Below are 24850 nucleotides of genomic sequence, written 5' to 3'. Positions count from 1 at the left end.
AGTGGACACGATTGCCAGCCTCTTCAGCTTTATCACCACACCCGTTTCCTGGGTCATCGTCCAGTTCCACACGGTGTACGGCGCCATCTTCGGCCCTGACACCGGGTGGGCCTGGGGCCTGTCGATCGTGTCCTTGGTGATTCTGATCCGCATCTGCCTGATCCCGCTCTTCGTGAAGCAGATCAAGGCGACCCGGGCCATGCAGACGCTCCAGCCCGAGATGAAGAAGATCCAGGAGCGCTACAAGAACGACAAGCAGCGTCAGTCCGAAGAGATGATGAAGCTGTACAAGGAGTCGGGCACCAACCCGCTCTCCTCGTGCCTTCCCATCCTGGCGCAGTCCCCGTTCTTCTTCGCCCTGTACCACGTGCTCAACGGCATCGCGTCGGGCAAGACCATCGGCGTCATCAACGACCAGCTGCTCGCCAGCGCCCAGAAGGCGCACATCGTCGGCGCCCCGCTGGCCGCGAAGTTCACCGACAGCTCGGACAAGGTCGCCGCGCTCGGTGCCTCGCTGACCGACGTCCGTGTCGTCACCGCGATCATGATCGTCCTCATGTCGGCGTCGCAGTTCTACACGCAGCGCCAGCTGATGACGAAGAACGTCGACACCACGGTGAAGACGCCGTTCATGCAGCAGCAGAAGATGCTGATGTACATCTTCCCGGTCATGTTCGCCGTCTTCGGCATCAACTTCCCCGTCGGTGTCCTCGTCTACTGGCTGACCACCAACGTGTGGACCATGGGCCAGCAGATGTACGTGATCCACAACAACCCGACCCCGGGTTCCAAGGCCCAGGCCGCCTACCTGGAGCGCCTGACCAAGCACGTCACGCACCACGGCAAGGTCCGCCGGCGCAGCGAGAAGGCCATCGTCAAGGCGATCGTCACCAAGGGCCGCGACCGCAACGAGCACGAGCGCAAGTTCATCAACGGCCTGACCAAGGCGGGCCTCGCCGCACAGAGCGACGGCTCCGTCATCAAGAGCGAGAGCCAGGCCGTCGCCGAGGCCGAGGGCGGCGTGGCCACCACCGCTCCCAAGCGCCAGCAGCCCAAGCGGCAGACCAAGGCCCAGCGCCAGTCCGGCACCTCGAAGCAGGCCGACGACGCCGCGCCGACCACGTCGCTGAACAAGTCCGAACAGCCGCAGGACGCCAAGCCCGCAGCCAAGCAGGCCCGGCAGCCGGGCGCCGGCACCCGCAGCAAGGCCCAGTCCGGTCAGCGCAAGGGTTCACAGCGGCCCAAGTCCCCGTCCAAGAAGTAAGAAGGAGTCCATCCCGTGACGGAAGGCACCACCTCCGCCGCTGCCGAGGGTGCAGACACCCTGACCCGCCTGGAGCAGGAGGGTGAGATCGCGGCGGACTATCTTGAGGGTCTGCTCGACATCGCCGACCTCGACGGCGACATCGACATGGACGTCGAAGCGGACCGCGCCTCCGTGTCGATCATCAGCGACACGGGCAGCCGCGATCTGCAGAAGCTGGTCGGCCGTGACGGCGAGGTGCTGGAAGCCCTGCAGGAGCTGACCCGCCTGGCCGTGCACCGGGAGACCGGGGACCGCAGCCGGCTGATGCTGGACATCGCGGGCTACCGCGCCAAGAAGCGCGCCGAGCTCTCCGAGCTGGGCGCCAAGGCCGCCGCCGACGTCAAGAACACCGGCGAGCCCGTCAAGCTCAAGCCGATGACCCCCTTCGAGCGCAAGGTCGTGCACGACGCGGTCAAGGCCGCGGGGCTGCGCAGCGAGTCCGAGGGCGAGGAACCACAGCGGTTCGTCGTCGTGCTGCCCGCCTGATCGGCCCCTACGTTTCACCGGCCCCGTCTGTCGCCCAGACGGGGCCGAACTTTGTCAGCCTGGTGGTTCTGTGGTCGGCGCACGGCGTCGGCGCTGTACGGAAGGACGGTCCCCGTGACGGAGGCAGCGGATCTCCCCCCTGCGCCCGAACAGGCGCGGGAAGTGTTTGGCGATCGCTTCGCCGATGCGGTCCGCTACGCGGAGCTGCTGGCCGAGGCCGGCGTGCAGCGTGGTCTGATCGGCCCACGGGAAGTGCCCCGCCTGTGGGAGCGACACCTGCTCAACTGTGCGGTGCTCTCCGAGGTCGTCCCCGAAGGGGTCACGGTGTGCGACGTGGGCTCGGGTGCCGGTCTGCCCGGCATTCCCCTGGCGCTCGTCCGGGAAGACCTGAAGATCACCCTGCTGGAGCCGCTGCTCCGCCGCACCAACTTCCTCGCCGAGGTCGTCGAACTGCTGGGGCTGGATCATGTGACCGTTGTCCGCGGCCGGGCCGAGGAGGTCATGGGGAACCTGCCGCCGGTCCATGTGGTGACGGCCCGGGCAGTCGCCCCGCTGGACCGGCTCGCCACCTGGGGAATCCCCCTGCTGCGTCCGTACGGCCAGATGCTCGCCCTGAAGGGGGACACGGCCGAGGAGGAGCTGAAGGCCACAGGAGCCGCGCTGAGCAAGCTCGGAGCGGTGTCGACCTCCATCCTGCGCGTGGGCGAGGGCATCGTGGACCCGCTGTCCACCGTTGTACGGGTCGAGGTCGGGGAGAGCCCGGGCGGTGTGCGTTTCGCGGCCAAGCGAGCCAAGGCGGCCCGTACCGGAAGGGCCCGCCGACGTCGTTGAGGATGTCAGAACGGATGAGTGATGCTGATCCGTCCTGACGACCACCCGTACTCCACACAAGCCTCCAAACCTACGCAACCCGGAGTGTCGCGAAGATACGGCCGCAGCGGCTGTGCATCGTGTTTCACGTGAAACGTCGCTCACTCCTGCACGGCATCATCAGTCGCGGCCGGGCCGCGGCCGAACCCCGCGATCGCAAGCCTCTGGGATCACTCGGGGAAACGCCTCCCTCGAATGACGCTCCGCCCCCCTGTGGGGGCACGGAGTTGTCCACAGAGGTGGATTTCTCCACAGAACACCAGGCCTCACTGGTTCGCGACCCCGAAGGCATGGGAGGCTCTGTTCATCGCGAGCCTGAAGTCGAGGAGAGTGAATCCTTGCGGTCCGACGCCAACATCGCGGGACCGATGACCGATCCGGTCCCCGGTCCCCGTACCGAGTCGATGGGGGTGGATGTTTCACGTGAAACACCGCCCCCGATGGACGACACTCCCATCGGTCGTGCTGCCCAATTGGCGGTGGAGGCTCTGGGCCGTGCCGGCGAAGGGCTGCCACGGCCCGAGCAGACCCGAGTCATCGTGGTCGCCAACCAGAAGGGTGGCGTCGGCAAGACGACGACGACGGTCAACCTTGCCGCTTCGCTCGCTCTGCACGGCGCCCGTGTCCTGGTGGTCGACCTCGACCCACAGGGCAATGCCTCGACCGCGCTGGGCATCGACCATCACGCCGAAGTCCCTTCCATCTACGATGTGTTGGTCGAGAGCAAGCCGCTGGCCGAGGTGGTGCAGCCGGTCCCCGATGTCGAGGGCCTCTTCTGTGCCCCCGCCACGATCGATCTCGCCGGTGCGGAGATCGAGCTGGTGTCGCTGGTGGCCCGGGAGAGCCGGCTCCAGCGAGCCATCCAGGCGTACGAGCAGCCGCTGGACTACATCCTCATCGACTGCCCGCCGTCCCTCGGCCTGTTGACCGTCAACGCCTTGGTGGCCGGGGCCGAAGTCCTCATCCCCATCCAGTGCGAGTACTACGCGTTGGAGGGCCTGGGGCAACTGCTGCGCAACGTCGACCTGGTGCGAGGCCACCTCAACCCCGCTCTGCATGTGTCGACCATCCTGCTCACCATGTACGACGGCCGGACGCGTCTTGCCTCCCAGGTCGCGGAAGAGGTGCGCAGCCACTTCGGCGACGAGGTACTGCGGACGAGCATTCCCCGCTCGGTCCGTATCTCCGAGGCGCCGAGCTATGGGCAGACGGTGCTGACCTACGATCCTGGATCGAGCGGCGCCCTCTCCTATCTTGAGGCGGCACGAGAGATCGCGCTGAAGGGCGTCGGCGTCACCTACGACCCGACGCAGGCCCATATCGGGCCGCAGAGCAACCCGAACATGGTGGAGGGGATCCAGTGAGCGAGCGACGGAGGGGGCTGGGCCGCGGACTGGGCGCACTGATTCCTGCTGCCCCGACCGAGAAGAACCCGGCCTCGGCCGCGGTGGGGGGAGCGCCATCGCCGTCCCCCGCCCCGGTCCCGGTGCTGACGACGGACCGGGGGGTGGCCGCGGCGAAGGTGACCACGCTGCCGCCTGTTTCACAGGAAACCGAGGAGCCGTCGGTCTTCAGTGTCACGGAGACGCCCGCACCGCCGATGGGCGCTCACTTCGCCGAGATCCCCCTCGACTCCATCACGCCGAACCCACGCCAGCCGCGTGAGGTCTTCGACGAGGACGCGCTGCAAGAACTGGTCACCTCCATCAAGGAGGTCGGTCTCCTCCAGCCTGTCGTCGTACGGCAGCTGGGACCCGCCCGCTACGAACTCATCATGGGTGAGCGGCGTTGGCGTGCCTGCCGGGAGGCAGGGCTTGAGGCGATCCCCGCGATCGTGCGGGCGACGGAGGACGAGAAGCTTCTCCTGGACGCCCTCCTTGAGAACCTGCACCGTGCCCAGCTGAACCCCCTGGAAGAGGCCGCCGCCTACGACCAGTTGCTCAAGGACTTCAACTGCACCCATGACCAACTGGCGGACCGCATCGGGCGTTCCCGCCCCCAGGTCTCCAACACGCTACGGCTGCTGAAGCTGTCGCCGGCCGTCCAGCGACGGGTCGCCGCCGGTGTGCTCTCCGCCGGACACGCCCGGGCGCTGCTGTCCGTAGAGGACTCCGAGGAGCAGGACCGACTCGCCCACCGGATCGTGGCCGAGGGGCTTTCCGTACGGGCCGTCGAGGAGATCGTGACCCTGATGGGCTCTCGTCCTCAGACGGCTCCGCGGTCGAAGGGGCCCCGGGCCGGAGCCCGTGTCTCCCCGGCGCTGAACGAGCTGGCCACCCGTCTCTCGGACCGCTTCGAGACCCGGGTGAAGGTCGACCTCGGTCAGAAGAAGGGCAAGATCACGGTCGAGTTCGCCTCCATGGAAGACCTTGAGCGGATCCTCGGCACGCTCGCTCCGGGTGAGGGGCCGGTCTTCCAGCAGGGTCTCCACGACGGGGACTCCGACGCTGCGGAGGACTGACAGCACGGGCGTCCTGCCCTTGTCGGACGACGGAGCGGATCGTGTCCGGTGTGTACCGGAACACGGTCCGCTCTTTGCTTTTTGTCGGTATCGATACAAACGCATCGTGGATACGATGCGTTCGGGTATGGCGCATTCACCTGGCAGCACCTCTCGGTGGGAGGCGGGGCCATGCGAACGGTGAGCCGGACGGGACTGGTGAGCGCGGGCCTGGGACTGGGCGTGCTCGGCGGCTTCGTCGGCAGTCTGCTCAGGGAACGGAGCGCTTTGACAGCCGCTCGCGACGCGGCGGGCGAAGGAAGCGAGGAACAGCCTTCATGGGGCGCCGGCTCGTACCGCTCACGCTGGACAATCTTCAGGATCTTCCCAAGCGCTGCCGCTCGTGTGTCTTCTGGGAACTCGACCCGGTCAGCGGCGAGGCCGCGGTAAGCGCGGGCAGGGCCACGGCGGAGAAGGAGGGCTGGATCTCCGCCGTCCTTTTGGACTGGGGATCGTGTGGCCGGGTGGTCTATGTCGACGAGGTGCCGGTCGGCTTCGTGCTCTATGCGCCTCCGGCCTATGTCCCCCGCTCCACGGCGTTCCCGACGAGTCCCGTCTCCCCCGACGCGGTGCAGCTGATGACCGCGTTCATCATGCCCGGCTATCAAGGGCAGGGACTGGGCCGAGTGATGGTGCAGACGGTCGCCAAGGATCTGCTGCGCCGAGGGTTCAAGGCGATCGAGGCATTCGGGGACGCCCGCTGGAAGGAACCCGCCTGCGTCCTGCCCGCCGATCATCTGCTGGCGGTGGGTTTCAAGACCGTACGGCCCCACCCCGCCTACCCGCGAATGCGTCTGGAGCTGCGTACGACGCTGTCGTGGAAGGAAGACGTGGAGATGGCCATCGACCGGCTCCTGGGGGCCGTACAGAAGGAACCAGCGCTTCGGCCGCTCTAGCCGCTCCCAGCCGCTCTCCGCATGCCGTTCTCCGCATGCTTTTCTCTACGGGCTGTCGCTGATGGCGGTGCGCTCAAGCGAATGGGCCAACCCTTCCGGGTTGGCCCATTCGTGTTTCACGTGAAACATGCCCCGTCGGCGCGAGGGCTCAGCCGACTACTCGGTGATGAAGTCCTCAAGGTCGCGGACGATCGCGGCCTTCGGCTTGGCGCCGACGATGGTCTTGGCGACCTCGCCGCCCTGGTAGACGTTCAGGGTCGGGATCGACATGACGCCGTACTTGGCGGCCGTAGCCGGGTTCTCGTCGATGTTGAGCTTGACGACCTCGATCTTGTCGCCGTACTCGGCGGCAATGGCCTCAAGGGACGGGGCGATCTGACGGCACGGACCGCACCAGGCGGCCCAGAAGTCCACCAGAACGGGCTTGTCGCTCTTGAGGACGTCCTCATCGAAGGAGGAGTCGGTCACATTCTTCAGGGTGCCGGCCACGGCGGGCTCCTTAACTTGATCGTGCGGTGGGGCGGAAGGGGTCAGACGGAGGTCTTCTCGGGCTCGGCCTTCTCGGTGTCCGCGAGGGCGGCGAGGAAGCGCTCGGCGTCGAGAGCGGCGGAGCAGCCGGTGCCGGCCGCGGTGATCGCCTGTCGGTAGGTGTGGTCGACGACGTCGCCGGCGCCGAAGACACCGGTCAGGTTGGTCCGGGTGGAGGGGGCATCGACCTTCAGATAGCCCTCTGCGTCCAGGTCGAGCTGGCCCTTGAACAGTTCCGTGCGCGGGTCATGTCCGATCGCGATGAACAGACCCGTCACCGGGAGGTCGGACAGCTCACCCGTCTTGACGTTGCGCAGCTTCAGACCGGAGAGTTTCTGGCCGCCCTGGATCTCGGCGACCTCGCTGTCCCAGACGAACTTGATCTTCGAGTCGGCGAAGGCGCGCTCCTGCATCGCCTTGGAGGCGCGCAGCGTGTCCCGGCGGTGGACGATCGTCACCGACCTGGCGAACCGGGAGAGGAAGGTGGCCTCCTCCATCGCGGTGTCACCGCCGCCGATCACGGCGATGTCCTGGTCCTTGAAGAAGAACCCGTCACAGGTGGCGCACCAGGAGACACCACGGCCGGAGAGCGCGTCCTCGTTCGGCAGGCCCAGCTTGCGGTGCTGGGAGCCGGTGGTGACGATGACGGCCTTCGCCCGGTGGACGGTGCCCGCGGTGTCCGTGACGGTCTTGATCTCACCCGTGAGGTCGACGGAGACGACGTCGTCCGGCACCAGCTCGGCGCCGAAGCGCTCCGCCTGCGCCCGCATGTTGTCCATCAGGTCCGGGCCCATGATGCCGTCGCGAAATCCAGGGAAGTTCTCCACGTCGGTGGTGTTCATCAGCGCGCCACCGGCGGTGACGGCGCCCTCGAACACCAGGGGCTTCAGCGACGCGCGCGCGGTGTAAAGCGCCGCCGTGTAGCCGGCGGGCCCGGAGCCGATGATGATCACGTTACGGACGTCGCTCACGGCTGCATTCCTCGTCTCTGGTCTACGTCAGTTCGACCGGTGGGAGCCCCTTTCAGAACTCTCACCCCACCCAACGGATCCTACGGGGCCCGCATTCCCGCTGTGTCCGGGCACACGGGAAGTCCCACAGGAGGGTTGCCACGGTGGAGCGGGGCGAACCCCGGCCGCCGAGGAAGGCGAACCGCAGGCGCTCAGGAACGGGCGAAGGACTGCTTCCACAGGACGGTGCCCGGTGCCATGGGCTCCCGGCCGACACAGGCCGCCTCGACGACATACGCGTTCACCCGTGAGCTGTCGCCGAGGTCGGGCAGCACGACGAGATAGGCGTCCTTCCCGTCGTATGTCCCCTGCTTGGCGCCGAGGATGTCCGCGTTGCTGTTGATGCCCTGCCGGATGCAGTCCGGGACCGGGGTCGACGTGTGGAGCAGGGTGTCCGCGCTTTCGCCGGCACCCGGGCTACGGGACTCCGGCCCGAGCTCCAGCCGTGGCCGCTGGCTGCCGGAGTCGTGCGGGGAGCGCCGCTGCGTGGTGAGCAGGTCGGTCACCTGGCTCTGAAGACTCTTCTCGGAGAAGGCGCCGGCTGTAGGGGGCTGCCCGCCCTGCGCGGTCGTATCGGGCTTGTCGGTGCCGTGGGTCTGGAACAGCAACGACCCGGCGCCCAGGACGGCAGCCGTGAGGACGGCGCCCATGACGACGGTCCCACGGCGTCCCCGGCGGCGAGCCTTGCGCCCCGGACCGGTCGCCCCCGGGAAGCGCCCGGCGGGCCGGTCCGCGGGAGCCGATGTTTCACGTGAAACATGCGTCCCGGTGTTCTCGTCGGACTCGCCCGGGGATGCGCTCTCCGGGACCGGCTCGGGCGTGGGGTCGCCGGGGGTCGTGGCGGCGAGCAGTGCCTCCGCGGCGAGGGCGGCGTCGATCCGGCCGGCCACATCGGCGGGCATCTGCGGCGGGCCCGGCAGGGTGCCCAGCAGTCCGCGGATCTCCTCCAGGGAACGATGGACATCCGCGCACAGGTCGCAGGTGTCCAGGTGCCGCCGTACCTCCATGGTCCGGGACGGTGGGAGCAGACCTTCGGTGAGGTCGGAGATCTCGGCGACGTCCGGGTGCCCGGTCGTATCCGTCAAGGACGTCATGCTCGCCCACCTCCGCCCTTCACTGCGGTCGAATCACTGGATCCCGCCGGCTGTGGACCGCTGTCCCTAGGGCCCGCTGCCGGTGGGACGGATGTCCTCTCCGACCGGTTCCGTGCCGGATCCGGTTCCCTGTCGTCCCCGGCCTCTTCCGCCCGTAGATGGGAGACCAGGGGAAGGAGTCTCGCTCTGCCGCGGGCGCAGCGGCTCTTCACGGTCCCGATGGGCACATCCAGGATGCGGGCGGCCTCGGCGACCGGGTAGCCCTGCATGTCCACCAGGACGAGGGCGGCACGCTGGTCCTGCGGAAGCGTCCCCAGGGCCTCCAGGAGCTGTCGGTGCAGATCGTTGCGCTCGGCGGGCGCCGAGGCCGATTCATGCGGTTCGAGCAGCTGCTCCAGCCGCTCGGTGTCGTCGACCGGCGCGGTCTTCCTGGAGGCCGCCTTACGGGCACGGTCCAGGCAGGCGTTCACGGTGATCCGGTGCAGCCAGGTGGTGACGGCCGACTGCCCACGGAAGGTGTGGGCGGCCCGATAGGCGGAGACGAGGGCGTCCTGGACGGCGTCGGCGGCCTCCTCGCGGTCCCCCAGGGTGCGCAGGGCGACCGCCCACAGCCGGTCGCGGTGCCGGCGGACCAGCTCACCGAAGGCATCGGGATCACTCTTGACGTGCCGGGCGAGCAGATCCTGATCGCTCGCCCCGTCGAATCCGCTGTCGTCCGCCATCTGACCCCCTCCGCCGCCGGTGAACGTCAGCCCGCGAACTTCACCTCGGTGATGGCCTGCTTGTATCCGGCGCCGCTGTACTCGGTGGGGTCCGGGCCCGAGTGCGGCACCGCGGTGAGCCACACGAGGACGTACTGGGTCTTCACCGGCTTGCCGAGCTTCACCGTGGCGTTGGTGCCGTTCGTACTGACGCTGCCGATCTTGTCCATGGCGTCGAGCGACGACGGCGTCGGAGAGTCGGACGCGTACAGCTCGACGGTGGTGTGATCGCCAGCGTAGCGAAGCCCGATGGACGCCGTGGAGAGTTCCTTCACCGAGCCGAGGTCGTAGACGATGCCCACGCCCGGCTTGAACGGCGCGATGGGCGGACCCCCGGCGAAGGTCTTGGTCCGCCAGGTCGTGGAGGGGTCGCCGTCGTATGTCTTGCCGACGTCACCGGGGTGCTGGGCGTCCCCCTTGGCGACGAACTCCTGGGCGCCCCGGATCGTGAGCGCCGTGGGGGGCTTGGGCTTGTCCTTGCCCTTGTCGCCCTCGCCCGTCGTCTGGGTGTTGTTGGTGTCGTCGGACTGGTTGCCCTGGTCCATCAGGGCCTCCGCGAGCTGCCAGCTGCCCAGCCCCAGGGCGGCGATCAGGAGTGCGGAGACCGCCCACTTGAGGGCCTTGCCGGTGCGGCTCTGCAGCGGGGGCGGCGGGGGCTGGACGGGCTGGGTGACACCGGGGTGCGACGCGGGACGGCCGTAGGTGCCCTGTTGGTACGTCGTGCGCTGGTACTCGGGCGGCGCGGTGAACGCCGGCTCCGGCGGGCGGATGCGGGGCATCTCGCCGATCGCCTTCACCAGCTCCTCCGGCGTGGTGCACGGCGCCTCGTGCCGGGAGGCGGTGGCGCCGTCGTTGACGAGCGCCCGCATGGCCAGCTCGGACAGGCCGCGGTGGACGCCCGCCCGCACCTGGTCCGGGGCGATCGGACCGATGTGCTTGGGCAGTCCGGACAGACCGTAGGCATCGCTCTCGTACGGCCATCGCTGGGTGAGCGCGGCATACAGCAGGGCACCGATCGACTCGGTGTCCGTGCGCTGCGGGGTGTCGGAGTCGATGCCGCGCAGCGCGGCGTTCACGGCCAGGCCCCGGATGCGCCATTGGCCGGTGGAGGTGCGCAGCACGGCGTTCGGGTTGAGCCGCAGATGGGCAAGGCCCTCGCGATGGGCCGCGGCCATGGCGGAGGCGACCTGGCTGACCATCTGGTAGGCGTCATGCGGATCCAGCGGCGCGGCGGACAGCAGCGTGGTCAGCTCGGTGGCGTCCGGCAGCCACTCGTGCACGACGTAGACGAGGTCGTTCTCCTCGACGGCGTCCAGGACCTGCACAAAGCGGGGGTCGCCCAGTAGCGCCGAGGAACGGGCGGCCGCCAGCACATTACGGGCCCGCGGATGCTCGGCCGGCAGGATGTGCACGCCGACGGCCCGGCGTAGCTTCTCGTCGACCGCGCGCCAACTGCTGAATCCGTCCAGACGGGTGACGCACTCTTCGAGGCGGTAGCGTCTGGCGAGCTTGTGGCCGCTGTGCAACTCGGGAGGCGCGGCCTTCTTCCCGGGGCCCTCGGCCCCGTCGCTCCCCTGCGCCTCGTCGTTGTCCGTGTCCCGCTCCGGGTTCTGGGCCACCCCGTCGGCCGTGGACTGGTCCGCCTTGGCGGTCAGCGGCTCGTCGCCGCTGTTGTCTGCCACGTCGACGGCAGCCGTGCTCCGTTCCGCCACCGTCGTTCCTGCCTCCCCATCCGTTGCACGCTGTCCGACGCCGAAACCAATTGTGCCCACAGTCTGCCGCTATGCACGACACACGGGGGCGCGTGATGGTTGTGCGCGTACCCCCGCCTCAGCGTCCCAGACGCCCGCGCACCATGCCCGTGAGGGAGTTGATTTCCTCGATGCGCATGCGGCGGGCCGCGACGAAGAAGACACCGAGCAGCAGGGCCCCGCCGACCACGAGCGCGAGGAAGGAGCCGACGACGCCCTGGCCGAGGGAGTGGCCGATGCCGTAGCAGGCCGCACCGCTGAGCGCGGCGGCCGGTACGGAGGCGATGCACAGCCGCGCGTACGTCCGCAGGACACGGGCCCCGTCCAGGTCGCCGCCGAGCCGGTTGCGCAGCCGCTTCCAGGCGACGCCCACGCCGATCGCGTACGCGAGGCCGTAGGAGGCGGCCATGCCGGCCACGGCCCAGCGGGCGGGCAGCAGGAAGTAACAGGCGGCCGAGGCGCCCGCGTTGACCGCGGCCACGATGACCGTGTTGTAGAAGGGGGTGCGGGTGTCCTCGTAGGCGTAGAAGGCGCGCAGGACGACGTACTGCACGGAGTAGGGGATCAGGCCGAGGCCGAAGGCCATCAGCATGTAGCCCATGTTGGTGGCTTCACCGGTGCCCGAGGAGCCGAAGATCAACGTGCACATCGGGATGCCGAGGGCCAGGAAGCCGAACGCGACGGGCACGATCGCCACGGCCGTCGTCCGCAGCCCCTGGGAGATGTCGTCGCGGACGGCGCCCGCGTCGTTCTCGGCGGCCGAGCGCGAGATCCGCGGCAGCAGGGCAGCCATCAGCGAGACGGTGATGATGGCCTGTGGCAGGCCCCAGATCAGCTGGGCGTTGGCGTAGGCGGCGAAGCCGGTGCCGTCGACGGGCGAGTGCTTGCCGGCCGCGGTGGACAGCTGGGAGACGACGAGCGCGCCCGCCTGGTTGGCGAGGACGAACAGGATGGTCCACTTGGCGAGGGTGGCGGCCTTGCCGAGGCCGTGGCCGCGCCAGTCGAACCGCAGCCGCAGCCGGAAACCGGTCTCCCGCAGGTACGGGATCATCGCCAGGGCCTGGACGACCAGGCCGAGCACCACACCGATGCCGAGCAGACGCTCGCCCTCCGGCGGGATGCTGGTGACCTTCATCCCGGAGTTCGCGGCGGTGCCGTACACCCAGATGAACATGCCGAGCGTCACGATGATGACGATGTTGTTCAGGACCGGGGTCCACATCATCGCGCCGAACTTGCCGCGTGCGTTGAGGATCTGACCCATCACCACGTGGATGCCCATGAAGAAGATCGAGGGCAGGAAGTAGCGGACGAAGGTGACGCCGACCTCGTTGGCGGCCGGGTCGCTCGCGACCGAGTCCGACAGCAGGCGGATCAGGATCGGAGCGGCGACGACCGCGAGTACCGTGAGCGCGCCGAGCACCACCATCACCAGGGTCAGCAGACGGTTGGCGTAGGACTCGCCGCCGTCCTCGTCCTCCTTCATGGCGCGCACGAGCTGCGGCACGAACACGGAGTTGAGGCCGCCGCCGACGGTCAGGATGTAGATCATCGTCGGCAGCTGGTAGGCGACCTGGAAGGTGTCGCCGAGCAGGCCGACGCCCAGCGCCGACACGATCAGCGCGGAGCGGATGAATCCGGTGAGGCGGGAGACCATGGTGCCCGCCGCCATCACGGCGCTCGACTTCAGCAGACCGGAGGCGCGACCGCCCTTCTTCGCGGCGGGTGCGGCGGCGGGTTCGGGCGCCGGGGCCGTGGCGGGAGCGGACGCGGCCGGAGCAGCGGGAGCGGCATCCGTCGGCGCGGGCGCGCCGGCCGCGGGCGGCGCCGTCTGGTAGTGCGCCTGTTGATACTGCGTCTGCTGGTACTGCGCCGCCTGGTGGGGATCCGCGGGGGACTGGGCCCCCTGGTACTGGTTCTGCTGGTACTGGGTCCCTTGGTACGCGTTCCCCTGGTACGGGCCCGCCGGGTACTGCGCGGCGGGGTGCGGGGGGCCGGGATTCAGGTTCCCGGGGTGCGGGGCCGCCGGGTACTGCCCCACCGGGGCCTGCCCGCCGGCCGCGCCGGGCCCGGCCGAGGACCCGGCGGGCGGCTGTCCGCCGCCCTGCTGCTGGTCCCGGAAGAGGTGGGCGAAGGCGTCCGGCTCGTGACGCTCCTCGCCGGAGTGGGTGACGAGGTCGTCCACGCCCACGTACTGGGTCGTGCGCGGGTCGTCGCCGTACGGCAGGTGCTGGGTGGGTCCGGCCGGCTCGGGCGGCGGGGTCTGGGCCCACACGCGCGGGTCGGGGGCGTAGGGCGACTGGGCCGGCGGGCCGTACAGCGGCTGCTGCGGATAGGCCCCCGGGGGCGGCGGGGGGTGTGCGGCCCGGTCGTAGAGCGCCTCGCCGACCGGGTCCTGGGCGGCGAGGTCCTGCGCGCGGTAGGGGTCCTGTTCGTAGGCGTCCTGGAGATACATGTCCGCCGGGTGCTGCGGCGGTACCTGGCCGGGCCCGGGCGGCGGTTCGGGGTAGCCCGAGCCGGCCGCGCCCTGGCCGCGGTCACCGTCGTACGGCGCGTTCATGGTTACCCCACCTCATCGTCCCCGGGCCGACCGGCCACGACATCGCTCAACGGTCCACTCTCTCACCCGTCGCGGACGGGTCGACGCTTTCCGATGCGGTGTCCGGTGTCGGGTCACTCGGCTGCTCCGGCTCGGATGCCCCGGATCGGGCCTCGGACTCCTTCTGGAGACGACGCTCCGCGGGGCCCCCGGGGTTCTCAGGTCCTTCGGGGGTCTCCGGCCCCTCGGCGTGCTCCCCCGCGGTGTCCGGGCCGTCCTCCTCGGCCTGCCGGGCGGCAGCCCGCTTGCGCTGCGTGTACATCCGGAAGCCTGCGAGGACGAGGAGCAGCACGCCGCCGCCGATGACCAGCATCACGGTGGGCGTGACCTCGGTGACCTTCACGTCGAAACTGACCGGGGTGCCGTACTCCTGGCCGTCCTCCGTGTACAGCTGGGCGATGACGGTCACCCGGCCGTTGGCATTGGCCGAGGTGGTGAACTTCACGGACTGGCTGTGCCCGCCGGAGATGTCGACGGGCTGCTCCGCGTAGGCCTTGCCGCCGACGCTGAGACGGGTCGGCATGGTCGAGGTGAGCCGCAGCATCAGGTGGTCGACGCCCTGCACCAGGTTGTTCTGGACGGTGACCGGGATGGTGGCGCTGCGGCCGGAGAGCTTCGTCTCCGACTTGTCGATCAGTTTGACCTGGTCGGTCAGGTGGTTGAGCCAGCCCTCGACGCCCTGCCGGAAGCCGTTCGCCGAGCGGGCCTTGCCCCGCCAGGACGTGGCCATCTCGCGGTTTATGGCCCGCCCGAAGGGGGTCACCACGCGGGACTCGTCGGAGAGGACCACCTGGAAGTTGTCGAGCTTGTCCTGCGTCCGCGCGATCTGCTCGAAGACCGTCCGCGGCAGCTCCTTCTTGCGCAGCGAGGAGGGATACCCGGACCTCGAAGGGATCTTCGTGGTGGCGGCGGGGTCGGGCTTGGCCTTGGCGGCGGCGGTGAGGTCCTGCGACTGGGACCAGTTCCCGCCCTCCAGCGCCGTGATCGCCTGGGCCATCGCCCGGGCCTGGCTCGCGGTCGGCATGCGCTGCGGGGCGACGACGATGCTGCGCTGCTGGTTGGTCTGGGTGTTGAGCGCGAGGCTCTGCGCGAGGAACTTCTGCACGGCGAGGGTGGTCGGGCCCGCCGCCGTCAGGTCGCCCTCGAACGCCGTGGACAGCCGTGTGTCGGCCACGACGGCCGTGGTGCCGCCGCCGACCGGGCGGGCCGCGGAGGGCGTGTAGGGCAGCCCGCCGGTTTCCTGGAGGCTGTCGCTGCGGGCGATCACCTTGTCCGCGCCCGCGGAGGTGGCGACCTTGATGATCGACGGGTCCACGGCGCCTTCCACCGGCCAGGCGAAGTCGGTGCTCGGCGTGATGTGGAGCACCGTCTGGACCGTGGTGGTGGCGACGTCCGTGGCGTCCTTGAGGTGGCTGAGCGAGCCCGTGACGCTGGTGCCGTTGTGGGCGAGGGAGGCGAGGTCAGGGTCGGCGAAGGGCAGGGCGACGACCTGCTTGCCGGCCACCGCCTTCTGCAGGTCCGCGAGGAACTGCTTGGCCAGCGCCTGATGCGTGCCGGCCGTCGTGGTGTCGCCCTCGCCCTGGATCTGGTAGTTGCGGGTCATCGCGTCCACCGTGGCCAGCAGGTCCGGGTCGATCACCCAGGTGACGTCGAGGCCCGTGCCGAGCGCCAGCATCTGGGACAGCCGGCCCCCGGGGGCGATCTCCTTGGCGAGGTCGTCATTGAGGAAGACCGGCGTCTGGTGTTCTCCGGGGCCGGTCTGCGCCGTCATGCGGACGGTGGAGATCAGCGGCCACAGGAACGTCGTCTTGGTGCGAGTGCCGGCCTCCGCCGGCTGCCAGGGCAGGAAGGTCCGGCGGACGCCCAGCACCTGCTCCCAGGGCTGGGCGGAGGTCTGACCCGAGAGCGAGACGTCGAACTCGTAGACGCCGTCCTGACCGAGGTCGAGCTGGTCGACCGGTAGGGAGATGCTGAAGCGCTCGGAGACCCCCGGAGAGAGCTTGGCGAAGGTCTCCACGTATTTGCCGCCCACCTCGGCGGCGAAGAGGCCCTGGGTGTCGGAGGACCGCCGGGCAGTGCTGTCGACGGCCGAGCGGGTGGTCAGCAGCGGGCCCACCCGGACTCCCACATGGGCGTCGGTGACCGCCTGCTTGCCCTTGTTGGTCACCGTGCCCGACACGGTCAGCGTGTCCCCTTCGGTGGGGGCGCTGGGGGTGAGGGAGTCCACAGAGACGGACACGGTGCCGGAGCCAGCGGCCTGTGCCGGCGCCGCCGTGGGCAGCAGGTACGCACCCGCCAGCAGGGGCACACCGGCGAGCAGCGCCCCGGTGCGCCGCAGCCACCGGCGGGCAGGTGAGGGAGTCGTCCCCTGGAAGTCTGCCGCCTCGGCCACGCGCTCGCCCGTCCCTCGTCGTCGTCAGTGGTCGTCCCAATGTGCGTCCACGCATGGTAACGATGCCCGCTGAGGGGAAGTGCCGCGGTCCGCCTCACAAGATCGGGGACGGGGGCGGTCCGTCCGGCATGATCGGTATCGGGCGGAAAGCGCGAGTGCACCGTGATGGCAGCGCTTGCACGAGTACGGACGGAGATGTTCGCGTGTGCTTAATGGAGGCGCTTCCGGTGGTCAGGGCCACGTACCCTCTTCTGTTGTGCCGAACGCCAACGAAGACTCTCCCACTGCCCTGAGCCAGGCGCAGCAGCGCGCGGTGAGCGAACTGCTGCGGGTGGCCCCCGTCGCCGACGATCTCGCCCGCCGTTTCCAGGAGGCCGGGTTCTCGCTCGCCCTGGTCGGCGGCTCGGTGCGGGACGCGCTGCTCGGCCGGCTGGGCAACGATCTGGACTTCACCACCGACGCCCGTCCCGAGGACGTGCTCAAGATCGTGCGGCGCTGGGCGGACGCCGTCTGGGAAGTCGGGATCGCCTTCGGCACGGTCGGTGCGCAGAAGGACGGCTACCAGATCGAGGTGACCACCTACCGGTCGGAGGCGTACGACCGCACCTCGCGCAAGCCGGAGGTGTCCTACGGCGACTCCATCGAGGCGGATCTCGTCCGGCGTGATTTCACGGTCAACGCGATGGCCGTGGCCCTGCCGGAGAAGGAGTTCATCGACCCGTACGGCGGACTCGCGGATCTCGCGGCCCGCGTACTGCGCACGCCGGGTACCCCCGAGGAGTCCTTCTCCGACGACCCGCTGCGGATGATGCGGGCCGCCCGCTTCGCCGCCCAGCTCGACTTCGAGGTGGCCCCCGAGGTCGTCAGGGCGATGAAGGAGATGTCCGGCCGTATCGAGATCGTCTCGGCCGAGCGGGTCCGGGACGAACTGAACAAGCTGATCCTGTCCCCGCACCCGCGCACGGGCCTGTCGCTGCTGGTCGACTCCCGCCTTGCCGGCCATGTGCTGCCCGAGTTGCCGGCTCTTCGGCTGGAGCGCGACGAGCACCACCGGCACAAGGACGTCTACGACCACACGCTGATCGTCCTGGAGCAGGCGATGGCGCTGGAGGAGGACGGGCCCGACCTGACCCTCCGGCTGGCCGCGCTGCTCCACGACATCGGCAAGCCCCGCACCCGTCGGTTCGAGAAGGACGGCCGGGTCTCGTTCCATCACCACGAGGTGGTCGGGGCGAAGATGACCAAGAAGCGGATGACGGCGCTGAAGTACTCCAACGACCTGGTGAAGGACGTCTCCCGTCTGGTCGAGCTGCATCTGCGCTTCCATGGCTACGGCACCGGGGAGTGGACCGACTCGGCGGTCCGCCGCTATGTGCGCGACGCGGGGCCCCTGCTCGATCGTCTGCACAAGCTGACCCGTTCCGACTGCACCACCCGGAACAAGCGGAAGGCGGTGGCGCTGTCGCGGGCGTACGACGGTCTGGAGGAGCGCATCGCGCAGCTTCAGGAGCAGGAACAGCTCGATGCGATTCGGCCGGACCTGGATGGCAACCAGATCATGGAGATCCTGGGAGTCGCGCCCGGCCCGGTCGTCGGCAAGGCATACAAGCACCTGCTGGAGCTTCGGCTGGAGAACGGACCGATGGAGTACGACGCGGCCGTGGCGGCACTCAAGGAGTGGTGGGCCGAGCAAGGCTGAGGCCGTGGAACGAGGTCATGTTTCACGTGAAACATGACCGGGCCAGCAACCGCCGAGGGGCGATGTTTCACGTGAAACATCGCCCCTCGGTCGTCGGATCGCCCGCTGTTACCTGGTCTCCTTCAGGCAGAGCACCACATCATGGCCGCCGCCCGACTGCACGTAGTAGATCGTGGACTCCTTGACGGTCTCGCACTTGTTCTCGTCGCTGGTTCCGTCGAACTTCTCGACGACCTGGTACTGGGAGTCGCTGGAGGAGCAGTCGACCTCATTGAGGTCGGGGCTGCTGTACGACCCCTTGTTGTGCATGCAGGCGCCCACCGAGGTGGTCTCCGCGTCGTCGCGGCTGAAGAACCAGCCGGCGCCGAACTTCAACGCGATCACGACGACGGCGACGACGATGCCGCCGATGACGCGTATCGCCTTCTTGCCGATCCGTTGGTGCGCGGCGGGCTGCGGCGGGGGAACGGGGACACCCTGCGTGGGGAACGGGGCGTAAGGCTGCTGTGGAGGATTCGGAGCCTGGCCCTGCTGCGGGTGACCGCCCTGGGGTGGGTGAGGAGCCTGACCCTGAGGCGGGTAGGGAGCCTGGCCCTGGGGCGGCGGTGGAGTTGACACGGGGTCCCCCTGGAACGTTTGTGCGCATGGCGCGAAATAAGACTCACGTAAGTTAGCGGCTGCCACTGACACCCCCCTCATCCAGGGGGACTCTGTGTCACTGATGTGACACTCTCCGGCGCTCAAAGCGGCCCATAGCCGCCGCAACCGCCGCGTAGACAAGGGCGACCACGACCACCAGTGCGATCGACCGGCCGTCCGGCGGGAGCATCAGGGCGGCCACCCCCGCGGCACCCACGAAGGCGATGTTGAACAGGACGTCGTACACGGAGAAGATCCGTCCCCGGAAGCCGTCGTCCACGGACGACTGGACGATCGTGTCCGTGGCGATCTTCGCGCCCTGGGTGGTCAGCCCCAGCGTGAACGCCGCCACCAGCATGGGCGCCGTGGCGAACGGCAGACCGAGCGCGGGCTCAAGGACCGCGGCGCTCCCGGCGCACACGACGATCCAGTGGCCCGGTCCGATGCGTCCCACCACGGCGGGGGTCACCACGGCCGCGGCGAAGAAGCCGGCGCCGGACACCCCGACCGCGAGCCCCAGCAGCCGGAGCCCTTCGTCGGGGGTGGCGGCGAGGGAGTACCGGCACAGCATCAGCACCAGGACCAGCAGCGCGCCGTAGCAGAAGCGCATCAGCATCATCGAGGACAGCGCCCACACCGCCTCCCGGCGCCGCGGCTCGGCGAGGTGCCGCACGGCCGCCGGCAGATCCCGCGCGGTGTCCGCGAGGGCCTTGCCGAGGTGCGGTTGCAGCGATCCCCGGTCGGGCCCGAGCAGTTCGGGTGCCATGGTGAGCGACACGAGGGCCGAGCACAGATAGAGCGTGGCGCCCAGCAGCACCACCGCGGCGTCGGAGTCCGACACCAGCAGCCGTACCGCGAAGGCGAGACCGCCGCCCGCGGTGGCGGCGAGCGTTCCGGCGGTCGGCGACAGGGAGTTGGCCATCACCAGCCGCTCGGCGTCCACCACGCGGGGCAGCGACGCGGACAGGCCGGCGAGGACGAAGCGGTTGACGGCGGTGACGCACAGCGCGGAGACGTAGAACAGCCAGTCCGGAACCTGGCTGACCATCAGAACGGCGGTGGCCGCCGCGAGAACGGCACGCAGCAGATTGCCGTGGACGAAGACCTGGCGGCGCCGCCAGCGGTCCAGCAGGACGCCCGCGAACGGGCCGACCAGGGAGTAAGGGAGCAGGAGCACGGCCATCGCGGAGGCGATCGCGGCGGGCGAGGTCTGCTTCTCCGGGGAGAAGACGACGTACGTGGCGAGCGCGACCTGGTAGACGCCGTCGGCGCCCTGGGAGAGCAGGCGCACGGAGAGCAGGCGGCGGAAGTTCCGCAGGCGCAGCAGGACGCGCAGGTCACGGACGACGGGCATGGGGCACAGCCTCACACACGGCAGGGTCCCCGGGTCGGGCGACCCGGGGACCCCTCACAGCCCTGGCAGGAGCGATTTCGGCGTGGTCTAGCGCTCGACGTCGCCGCGGATGAACTTCTCCACGTTCTCGCGGGCCTCGTCGTCGAAGTACTGGACCGGCGGGGACTTCATGAAGTAGGAGGACGCCGAGAGGATCGGGCCGCCGATGCCGCGGTCCTTGGCGATCTTCGCGGCGCGCAGGGCGTCGATGATGACACCGGCGGAGTTCGGGGAGTCCCAGACCTCCAGCTTGTATTCGAGGTTCAGCGGGACGTCGCCGAAGGCGCGGCCCTCCAGGCGGACATAGGCCCACTTGCGGTCGTCGAGCCAGGCGACGTAGTCGGACGGGCCGATGTGCACGTTCTTCTCGCCGAGGTCCCGGTCGGGGATCTGCGAGGTGACGGCCTGCGTCTTGGAGATCTTCTTGGACTCCAGACGCTCGCGCTCCAGCATGTTCTTGAAGTCCATGTTGCCGCCGACGTTCAGCTGCATCGTGCGGTCGAGGATGACGCCGCGGTCCTCGAACAGCTTCGCCATGACCCGGTGCGTGATGGTCGCGCCGACCTGGGACTTGATGTCGTCACCGACGATCGGGACGCCCGCCTCGGTGAACCTGTCCGCCCACTCCTTGGTGCCGGCGATGAAGACCGGGAGGGCGTTGACGAAGGCGACCTTGGCGTCGATGGCGCACTGGGCGTAGAACTTCGCCGCGTCCTCGGAGCCGACGGGCAGGTAGCAGACGAGGACGTCGACCTGCCGGTCCTTGAGGATCTGGACGACGTCGACGGGCTCGGCGTCGGACTCCTCGATGGTGGCCCGGTAGTACTTGCCGAGGCCATCGAGGGTGTGGCCGCGCTGCACGGTGACACCGGTGGTGGGCACGTCGCAGATCTTGATGGTGTTGTTCTCGGAGGCGCCGATGGCGTCCGCGAGGTCGAGGCCGACCTTCTTGGCGTCGACGTCGAAGGCGGCGACGAACTCGATGTCGCGCACGTGGTAGTCACCGAACTGCACATGCATCAGTCCGGGGACCTTGGACGCCGGGTCGGCGTCCTTGTAGTACTCGACTCCCTGCACCAGCGACGCGGCGCAGTTGCCCACGCCGACGATGGCTACGCGAACCGAACCCATTCCGGTTGCTCCCTGTGTGTACGAGTGAGGCCCTGAGTGGGCTTCACATGGCGGTGTCGTCGGGCGTATCCGTCCCGGGGGTGTCCCCGGGACGGGGCAGGCCGCCCGTCGCTCCAGATGTGGTGTTCCGCTGAGCGGACCCTCCGGAGGCGGAACCCTTCAGGTCCCGTCCGGCCCGCTCGCTCTCGATGAGCTCGTTCAGCCAGCGCACTTCGCGCTCCACGGACTCCATCCCGTGGCGCTGGAGCTCAAGCGTGTAGTCGTCGAGGCGCTCCCGGGTGCGGGCCAGCGAGGCGCGCATCTTCTCCAGGCGCTCCTCCAGCCGGCTGCGGCGCCCCTCCAGGACGCGCATGCGCACGTCCCGTGACGTCTGTCCGAAAAAGGCGAAGCGGGCAGCGAAGTGCTCGTCCTCGTACGCGTCCGGACCTGTCTGCGAGAGCAGTTCCTCGAAGTGTTCCTTGCCCTCCGCCGTCAGCCGGTAGACGATCTTGGCGCGCCGGCCCGCGAGGGGCGCGGCGAGGGCGTCCTCATGGGTGCTCCCCGGTTCCTCGATCAACCAGCCGTTGGCGACCAACGTCTTCAGGCAGGGATAGAGCGTCCCGTAGCTGAACGCTCGGAACACCCCCAGTGACGTATTGAGTCGTTTGCGCAGCTCATAGCCGTGCATGGGAGATTCGCGGAGCAGGCCGAGCACGGCGAACTCAAGGATGCCGGAACGCCGGCTCATCATCGCCTCCTCTCGTCCGTCTCACACGCTTATCTCGCTCTGATGTATCGACTCGATACATCACGACGATAGAACGGCGCCCGGGATGGGACAAGAGGGATGACGGTGAACGGGATCACATCACCGATTCGTAGGAAGCAACTTGCCTGATTTGGGGTGAACTTCAGCGCTAGGCGGGTTTTGACGGTGCGTAGTCTGTGCGGCATGTACGCCACCGGGAACCACGTGACGCCTGGGGGCGTCCTCGTCCCTGGTGCAGTACGGGTGAGTGCGGGAACGACCACATCCGTACTTCGGGGGGACCGGAAACCAGCCGCCGTTTCCAGGCGCGCAAGGGTGCGCCTGCCCGAGGAGTAATCGTTCGATGAGCGAGCACCGTCGCAAACCGCCGCCGCCGCAGGGAGGCGGACGTGCCGCGGCCCGACGCGGCCAGTCCGGCTCGTCATCCGGCCGCCGCGCGGCACCGCGAGGCGCCACCGGGTCTCCTTCCGACTCCTATGGGTCCAGTTCCTATGGGTCGGGTTCCCAGGACCCCGGAGGCCAGGAGCGCCCCTACGGCGGGCGGGCCGAGGCCCGCCGGGCAGCCCAGAGAAGCGGAGGCGGCCGACGCAGAGCGGCCGACAACACGGGTCCGGGCAGCCGGCGCGACGGCCCTGCCGGGCGCGGCAGGGGCCGGGCGACCACGCCCGCCAAGAAGCGGTTCATCGACTACCCCCGGGCGGGGAAGTACGGATGGCAGCGCTGGGTGCCCTCCTGGAAGCTCGTCTCCGGGCTGTGCATCGGCTTCTTCGGCAGCCTGGTGGCCATGGTCGGCGTCGGCTACGCCATGGTCGGCATCCCCAACGAGAACGTCGCGGCCAAGTCGCAGAACAACGTCTACTACTGGGCCGACGGCACCCAGATGGTCGCCACGGGCTCGGGTGCCAACCGGCAGAACGTCACCATCGACCAGATCCCCGAGGCCATGCAGTGGGCCGTGATCTCGGCGGAGAACAAGAGCTTCTACAAGGACTCGGGCCTGGACTACAGGGGCATCGCGCGCGCCCTGGTCAACATGGCCCAGGGCGGCGACACACAGGGTGGTTCGACCATCACCCAGCAGTACGTGAAGAACACCTACCTGACCCAGGACCAGACGGTCACCCGTAAGTTCAAGGAGATGTTCATCTCCATCAAGGTGGGCACGAAGCTGACCAAGCCGCAGATCCTCCAGGGCTATCTGAACACGTCGTACTACGGCCGGGGCGCCTACGGCATCCAGGCCGCCGCGCAGACCTACTACGGCAAGGACGCGGTCGATCTCAAGCCGAGCGAGTGCGCCTTCCTCGCCGCACTGCTCAAGGGCGCCACGTACTACGACCCGGCGGGCAACGAGAACATCGACAAGACGGCGACGGCCGAGGCCAACCTCAAGCGCTCCAAGATCCGCTGGGGCTGGATCCTCGACGAGATGCACAAGGACAAGCGCATCACCGACGCCGAGTACCAAGAGGCGATCAAGAAGTATCCGATGCCCCAGGACCGCAAGGCGATCAAGGGCATGACGGGCCAGATCAGTTATCTGGCCGACACGGCGAAGAAGTACGTCCTGAACCACTCGGACATCACGGAGGCACAGTTCGACCAGGGCGGCTACCAGATCCACACGACCTTCCGGAAGGACAAGGTCGACGCCCTCAGCAAGGCCGTCAAGAAGATCGAGAAGCAGAAGATCGACCCGAAGCACCGCGAGGAGGACAAGCACGTCCAGTTCGGCGCCGCGTCGGTGGTGCCGAACGACGGCGCGATCGTCGCGCTCTACGGCGGCGCGGGCTACGAGAACGGCCACTTCACCAACAACGCCGACACCTCGGGTGTCCCCGTCGGTTCGACGTGGAAGCCGTTCGTGCTGGCCGCGGCCATGGAATACGGCACCTATCGGACCGACGGCGTGGGCCTGTCACCGCTGAGCAAGTACAACGGCAACGACAAGCTCAAGGTCAAGCGGCCGGACGGCAGCTACTTCCTGGACAAGGACAACCAGGTCTTCCTCCAGAAGAACGAGAGCGAAAAGGCCTGGGGCTACATCTCCCTGCGCAAGGCGATGGAGCAGTCCGTCAACACGCCGTTCGTGCAGCTGGGCGTCGACGTGGGGATGACCAAGGTGCGGGACGTCGCCAAGGCGTCCGGCATTCTGCAGGACAGCATGGCGCCGGACCTCAACCCGTCCTTCGCCATCGGTACCTCGACCCCCAGTGCGATCCGCATGGCCGACGCCTACGCGACGTTCGCCGCCTCCGGAAAGCAGACGGACCCCTACTCGGTCACCGAGGTCAAGAAGGACGGCCAGGAGCTGGAGGGCTTCACCAAGCCGAAGCCCTCGCAGGCGATGCCGGCCAAGGTCGCGGACAACGTCACGGACGTCCTGGAGAACGTCATCCAGAACGGTACGGGTTACAACGCCAAGGCCCTCGGTCGCGCGGCGGCGGGCAAGACCGGTACCACCGACAAGAACAAGTCGGCCTGGTTCGTCGGCTACACCCAGCAGCTGTCGACCGCGGTCGCGATGTTCCGTGAGAACCCGAAGGACCACAAGCTGCTCTCCATGAACGGCACGGCGGGTGTGGACTCCATCCACGGTGGTGACATCCCGACGCTGGTGTGGACCGAGTACATGAAGGCGGCGCTGAAGGGGAAGAACGACCCCGGCTTCCCGGACGCCGAGAAGATCGGTGAGGTCCAGGACGAGGAAGGCGCCCCCTCCCCGACCCCGTCGCCCAGCATCACGCCGAGCGAGTCCCCGAGCGATTCGCCCAGCCCGACGCCGAGCGAGACACTCGAAGAGCCCTCGCCGTCGCCCACCGAGTCCTGCCGGTTCAACTGGAACTGCCCGACGGACGGAGGCACCGACACGGGCGGCGGCACCGACGGAGGCGTGACCTCGTCGCCGTCGGCCACGGAATCGGACGGAACGGGCAACAGCAGAGGCAATGGCAATGGCAGCGGCAATGGCAACGGAGGCATCTTCGCCGGACCGACAAGCTAGAGCCGGAGCCTGACCGGTTGGCGGTCATTTCGCCCGCCAAGGG

19 protein-coding genes are annotated in these 24850 nt (G+C 68.8%); 8 read left to right on the top strand and 11 right to left on the bottom strand.

Features of this window, described 5'->3' with window-relative positions; genetic code table 11:
• Position 1: 1 nt before the first annotated feature.
• The 6 genes from yidC (at position 2) to AC27LF_RS11960 (ending at position 6058) form a co-directional block, all read left to right on the top strand.
• Positions 2-1264 carry a membrane protein insertase YidC gene (yidC, locus tag AC27LF_RS11985; RefSeq protein WP_479656928.1) on the top strand — a complete coding sequence of 421 codons (1263 nt, stop codon included), beginning with the start codon at positions 2-4 and terminating at the stop codon, positions 1262-1264.
• Between the two features lie 15 nt (positions 1265-1279).
• Positions 1280-1792, top strand: coding sequence for a Jag family protein (locus AC27LF_RS11980; protein WP_479656927.1), 513 nt, complete (start codon positions 1280-1282; stop codon positions 1790-1792).
• A gap of 114 nt (positions 1793-1906) precedes the next feature.
• The gene (rsmG, locus tag AC27LF_RS11975; RefSeq protein ID WP_479656926.1) at positions 1907-2623 is read left to right on the top strand and encodes a 16S rRNA (guanine(527)-N(7))-methyltransferase RsmG; all 717 of its coding nucleotides are present in this window, start codon (positions 1907-1909) and stop codon (positions 2621-2623) included.
• Between the two features lie 329 nt (positions 2624-2952).
• Positions 2953-4026, top strand: coding sequence for a ParA family protein (locus tag AC27LF_RS11970; protein ID WP_404023907.1), 1074 nt, complete (start codon positions 2953-2955; stop codon positions 4024-4026).
• On the top strand, positions 4023-5123 hold the full coding sequence (locus AC27LF_RS11965; protein WP_479656925.1) for a ParB/RepB/Spo0J family partition protein: 1101 nt from the start codon (positions 4023-4025) through the stop codon (positions 5121-5123). Before AC27LF_RS11970 ends, AC27LF_RS11965 begins: the two co-directional genes overlap by 4 nt.
• 317 nt (positions 5124-5440) lie before the next feature.
• Positions 5441-6058: a GNAT family N-acetyltransferase gene (locus tag AC27LF_RS11960; protein ID WP_479656924.1), complete on the top strand. Its 618-nt coding sequence runs from the start codon at positions 5441-5443 to the stop codon at positions 6056-6058.
• Positions 6059-6214: 156 nt separating this feature from the next.
• Here AC27LF_RS11960 and trxA read toward each other — a convergent pair whose 3' ends face one another.
• The 7 genes from trxA to AC27LF_RS11925 all read right to left on the bottom strand — a co-directional run bounded on the left by trxA (position 6215) and on the right by AC27LF_RS11925 (position 16193).
• A complete protein-coding gene (gene trxA / locus AC27LF_RS11955; protein WP_479656923.1) occupies positions 6215-6547 on the bottom strand; it encodes a thioredoxin in 333 nt (110 codons plus the stop codon).
• Positions 6548-6588: 41 nt separating this feature from the next.
• Positions 6589-7557 carry a thioredoxin-disulfide reductase gene (gene trxB, locus AC27LF_RS11950; protein WP_479656922.1) on the bottom strand — a complete coding sequence of 323 codons (969 nt, stop codon included), beginning with the start codon at positions 7555-7557 and terminating at the stop codon, positions 6589-6591.
• 191 nt (positions 7558-7748) lie between these two features.
• Positions 7749-8690, bottom strand: coding sequence for an anti-sigma factor family protein (locus AC27LF_RS11945; protein ID WP_479656921.1), 942 nt, complete (start codon positions 8688-8690; stop codon positions 7749-7751).
• Positions 8687-9412 carry an RNA polymerase sigma factor SigM gene (gene sigM, locus AC27LF_RS11940; RefSeq protein WP_479656920.1) on the bottom strand — a complete coding sequence of 242 codons (726 nt, stop codon included), beginning with the start codon at positions 9410-9412 and terminating at the stop codon, positions 8687-8689. Before sigM ends, AC27LF_RS11945 begins: the two co-directional genes overlap by 4 nt.
• A gap of 26 nt (positions 9413-9438) precedes the next feature.
• The gene (locus tag AC27LF_RS11935; protein ID WP_479656919.1) at positions 9439-11163 is read right to left on the bottom strand and encodes a protein kinase family protein; all 1725 of its coding nucleotides are present in this window, start codon (positions 11161-11163) and stop codon (positions 9439-9441) included.
• A gap of 118 nt (positions 11164-11281) precedes the next feature.
• The gene (gene murJ, locus AC27LF_RS11930; protein ID WP_479656918.1) at positions 11282-13762 is read right to left on the bottom strand and encodes a murein biosynthesis integral membrane protein MurJ; all 2481 of its coding nucleotides are present in this window, start codon (positions 13760-13762) and stop codon (positions 11282-11284) included.
• A gap of 46 nt (positions 13763-13808) precedes the next feature.
• Positions 13809-16193, bottom strand: a complete 2385-nt coding sequence (locus AC27LF_RS11925; protein ID WP_479656917.1) for a DUF6049 family protein — start codon at positions 16191-16193, stop codon at positions 13809-13811.
• Positions 16194-16449: 256 nt separating this feature from the next.
• On the opposite strand from AC27LF_RS11925, the gene AC27LF_RS11920 reads away from it, so the two are divergent.
• On the top strand, positions 16450-17892 hold the full coding sequence (locus AC27LF_RS11920) for a CCA tRNA nucleotidyltransferase (RefSeq protein WP_479656916.1): 1443 nt from the start codon (positions 16450-16452) through the stop codon (positions 17890-17892).
• A gap of 108 nt (positions 17893-18000) precedes the next feature.
• Here the strand turns inward: AC27LF_RS11920 and AC27LF_RS11915 are convergent, their stop codons facing one another.
• The 4 genes from AC27LF_RS11915 to AC27LF_RS11900 form a co-directional block, all read right to left on the bottom strand.
• The gene (locus AC27LF_RS11915; protein ID WP_479656915.1) at positions 18001-18510 is read right to left on the bottom strand and encodes an LppU/SCO3897 family protein; all 510 of its coding nucleotides are present in this window, start codon (positions 18508-18510) and stop codon (positions 18001-18003) included.
• Positions 18511-18607: 97 nt separating this feature from the next.
• Positions 18608-19885 carry an MFS transporter gene (locus AC27LF_RS11910; RefSeq protein ID WP_479656914.1) on the bottom strand — a complete coding sequence of 426 codons (1278 nt, stop codon included), beginning with the start codon at positions 19883-19885 and terminating at the stop codon, positions 18608-18610.
• A gap of 87 nt (positions 19886-19972) precedes the next feature.
• Positions 19973-21055, bottom strand: a complete 1083-nt coding sequence (locus AC27LF_RS11905; RefSeq protein WP_479656913.1) for an inositol-3-phosphate synthase — start codon at positions 21053-21055, stop codon at positions 19973-19975.
• A gap of 43 nt (positions 21056-21098) precedes the next feature.
• Positions 21099-21782 carry a PadR family transcriptional regulator gene (locus tag AC27LF_RS11900; protein ID WP_479656912.1) on the bottom strand — a complete coding sequence of 228 codons (684 nt, stop codon included), beginning with the start codon at positions 21780-21782 and terminating at the stop codon, positions 21099-21101.
• A gap of 364 nt (positions 21783-22146) precedes the next feature.
• Between AC27LF_RS11900 and AC27LF_RS11895 the strand changes: the two genes are divergently transcribed.
• A complete protein-coding gene (locus AC27LF_RS11895) occupies positions 22147-24807 on the top strand; it encodes a transglycosylase domain-containing protein (RefSeq protein ID WP_479656911.1) in 2661 nt (886 codons plus the stop codon).
• The last annotated feature ends 43 nt before the right edge of the window (positions 24808-24850 follow it).

This window comes from Streptomyces diversicolor, assembly GCF_057537855.1.
Note: the sequence above shows the minus strand (reverse complement) of the source record. Positions and strands in the feature narration are given on the sequence as shown.

Bases quoted from the DNA above. Each gene is read 5' to 3' on its own strand.
- AC27LF_RS11970 (WP_404023907.1), top strand. From the start codon at position 2,953: ATGGGAGGCTCTGTTCATCGCGAGCCTGAAGTCGAGGAGAGTGAATCC.
- AC27LF_RS11960 (WP_479656924.1), top strand. From the start codon at position 5,441: ATGGGGCGCCGGCTCGTACCGCTCACGCTGGACAATCTTCAGGATCTT.
- AC27LF_RS11945 (WP_479656921.1), bottom strand. From the start codon at position 8,690: ATGACGTCCTTGACGGATACGACCGGGCACCCGGACGTCGCCGAGATC.
- sigM (WP_479656920.1), bottom strand. From the start codon at position 9,412: ATGGCGGACGACAGCGGATTCGACGGGGCGAGCGATCAGGATCTGCTC.
- murJ (WP_479656918.1), bottom strand. From the start codon at position 13,762: ATGAACGCGCCGTACGACGGTGACCGCGGCCAGGGCGCGGCCGGCTCG.
- AC27LF_RS11910 (WP_479656914.1), bottom strand. From the start codon at position 19,885: ATGCCCGTCGTCCGTGACCTGCGCGTCCTGCTGCGCCTGCGGAACTTC.
- AC27LF_RS11905 (WP_479656913.1), bottom strand. From the start codon at position 21,055: ATGGGTTCGGTTCGCGTAGCCATCGTCGGCGTGGGCAACTGCGCCGCG.
- AC27LF_RS11900 (WP_479656912.1), bottom strand. From the start codon at position 21,782: ATGAGCCGGCGTTCCGGCATCCTTGAGTTCGCCGTGCTCGGCCTGCTC.
- AC27LF_RS11895 (WP_479656911.1), top strand. From the start codon at position 22,147: ATGAGCGAGCACCGTCGCAAACCGCCGCCGCCGCAGGGAGGCGGACGT.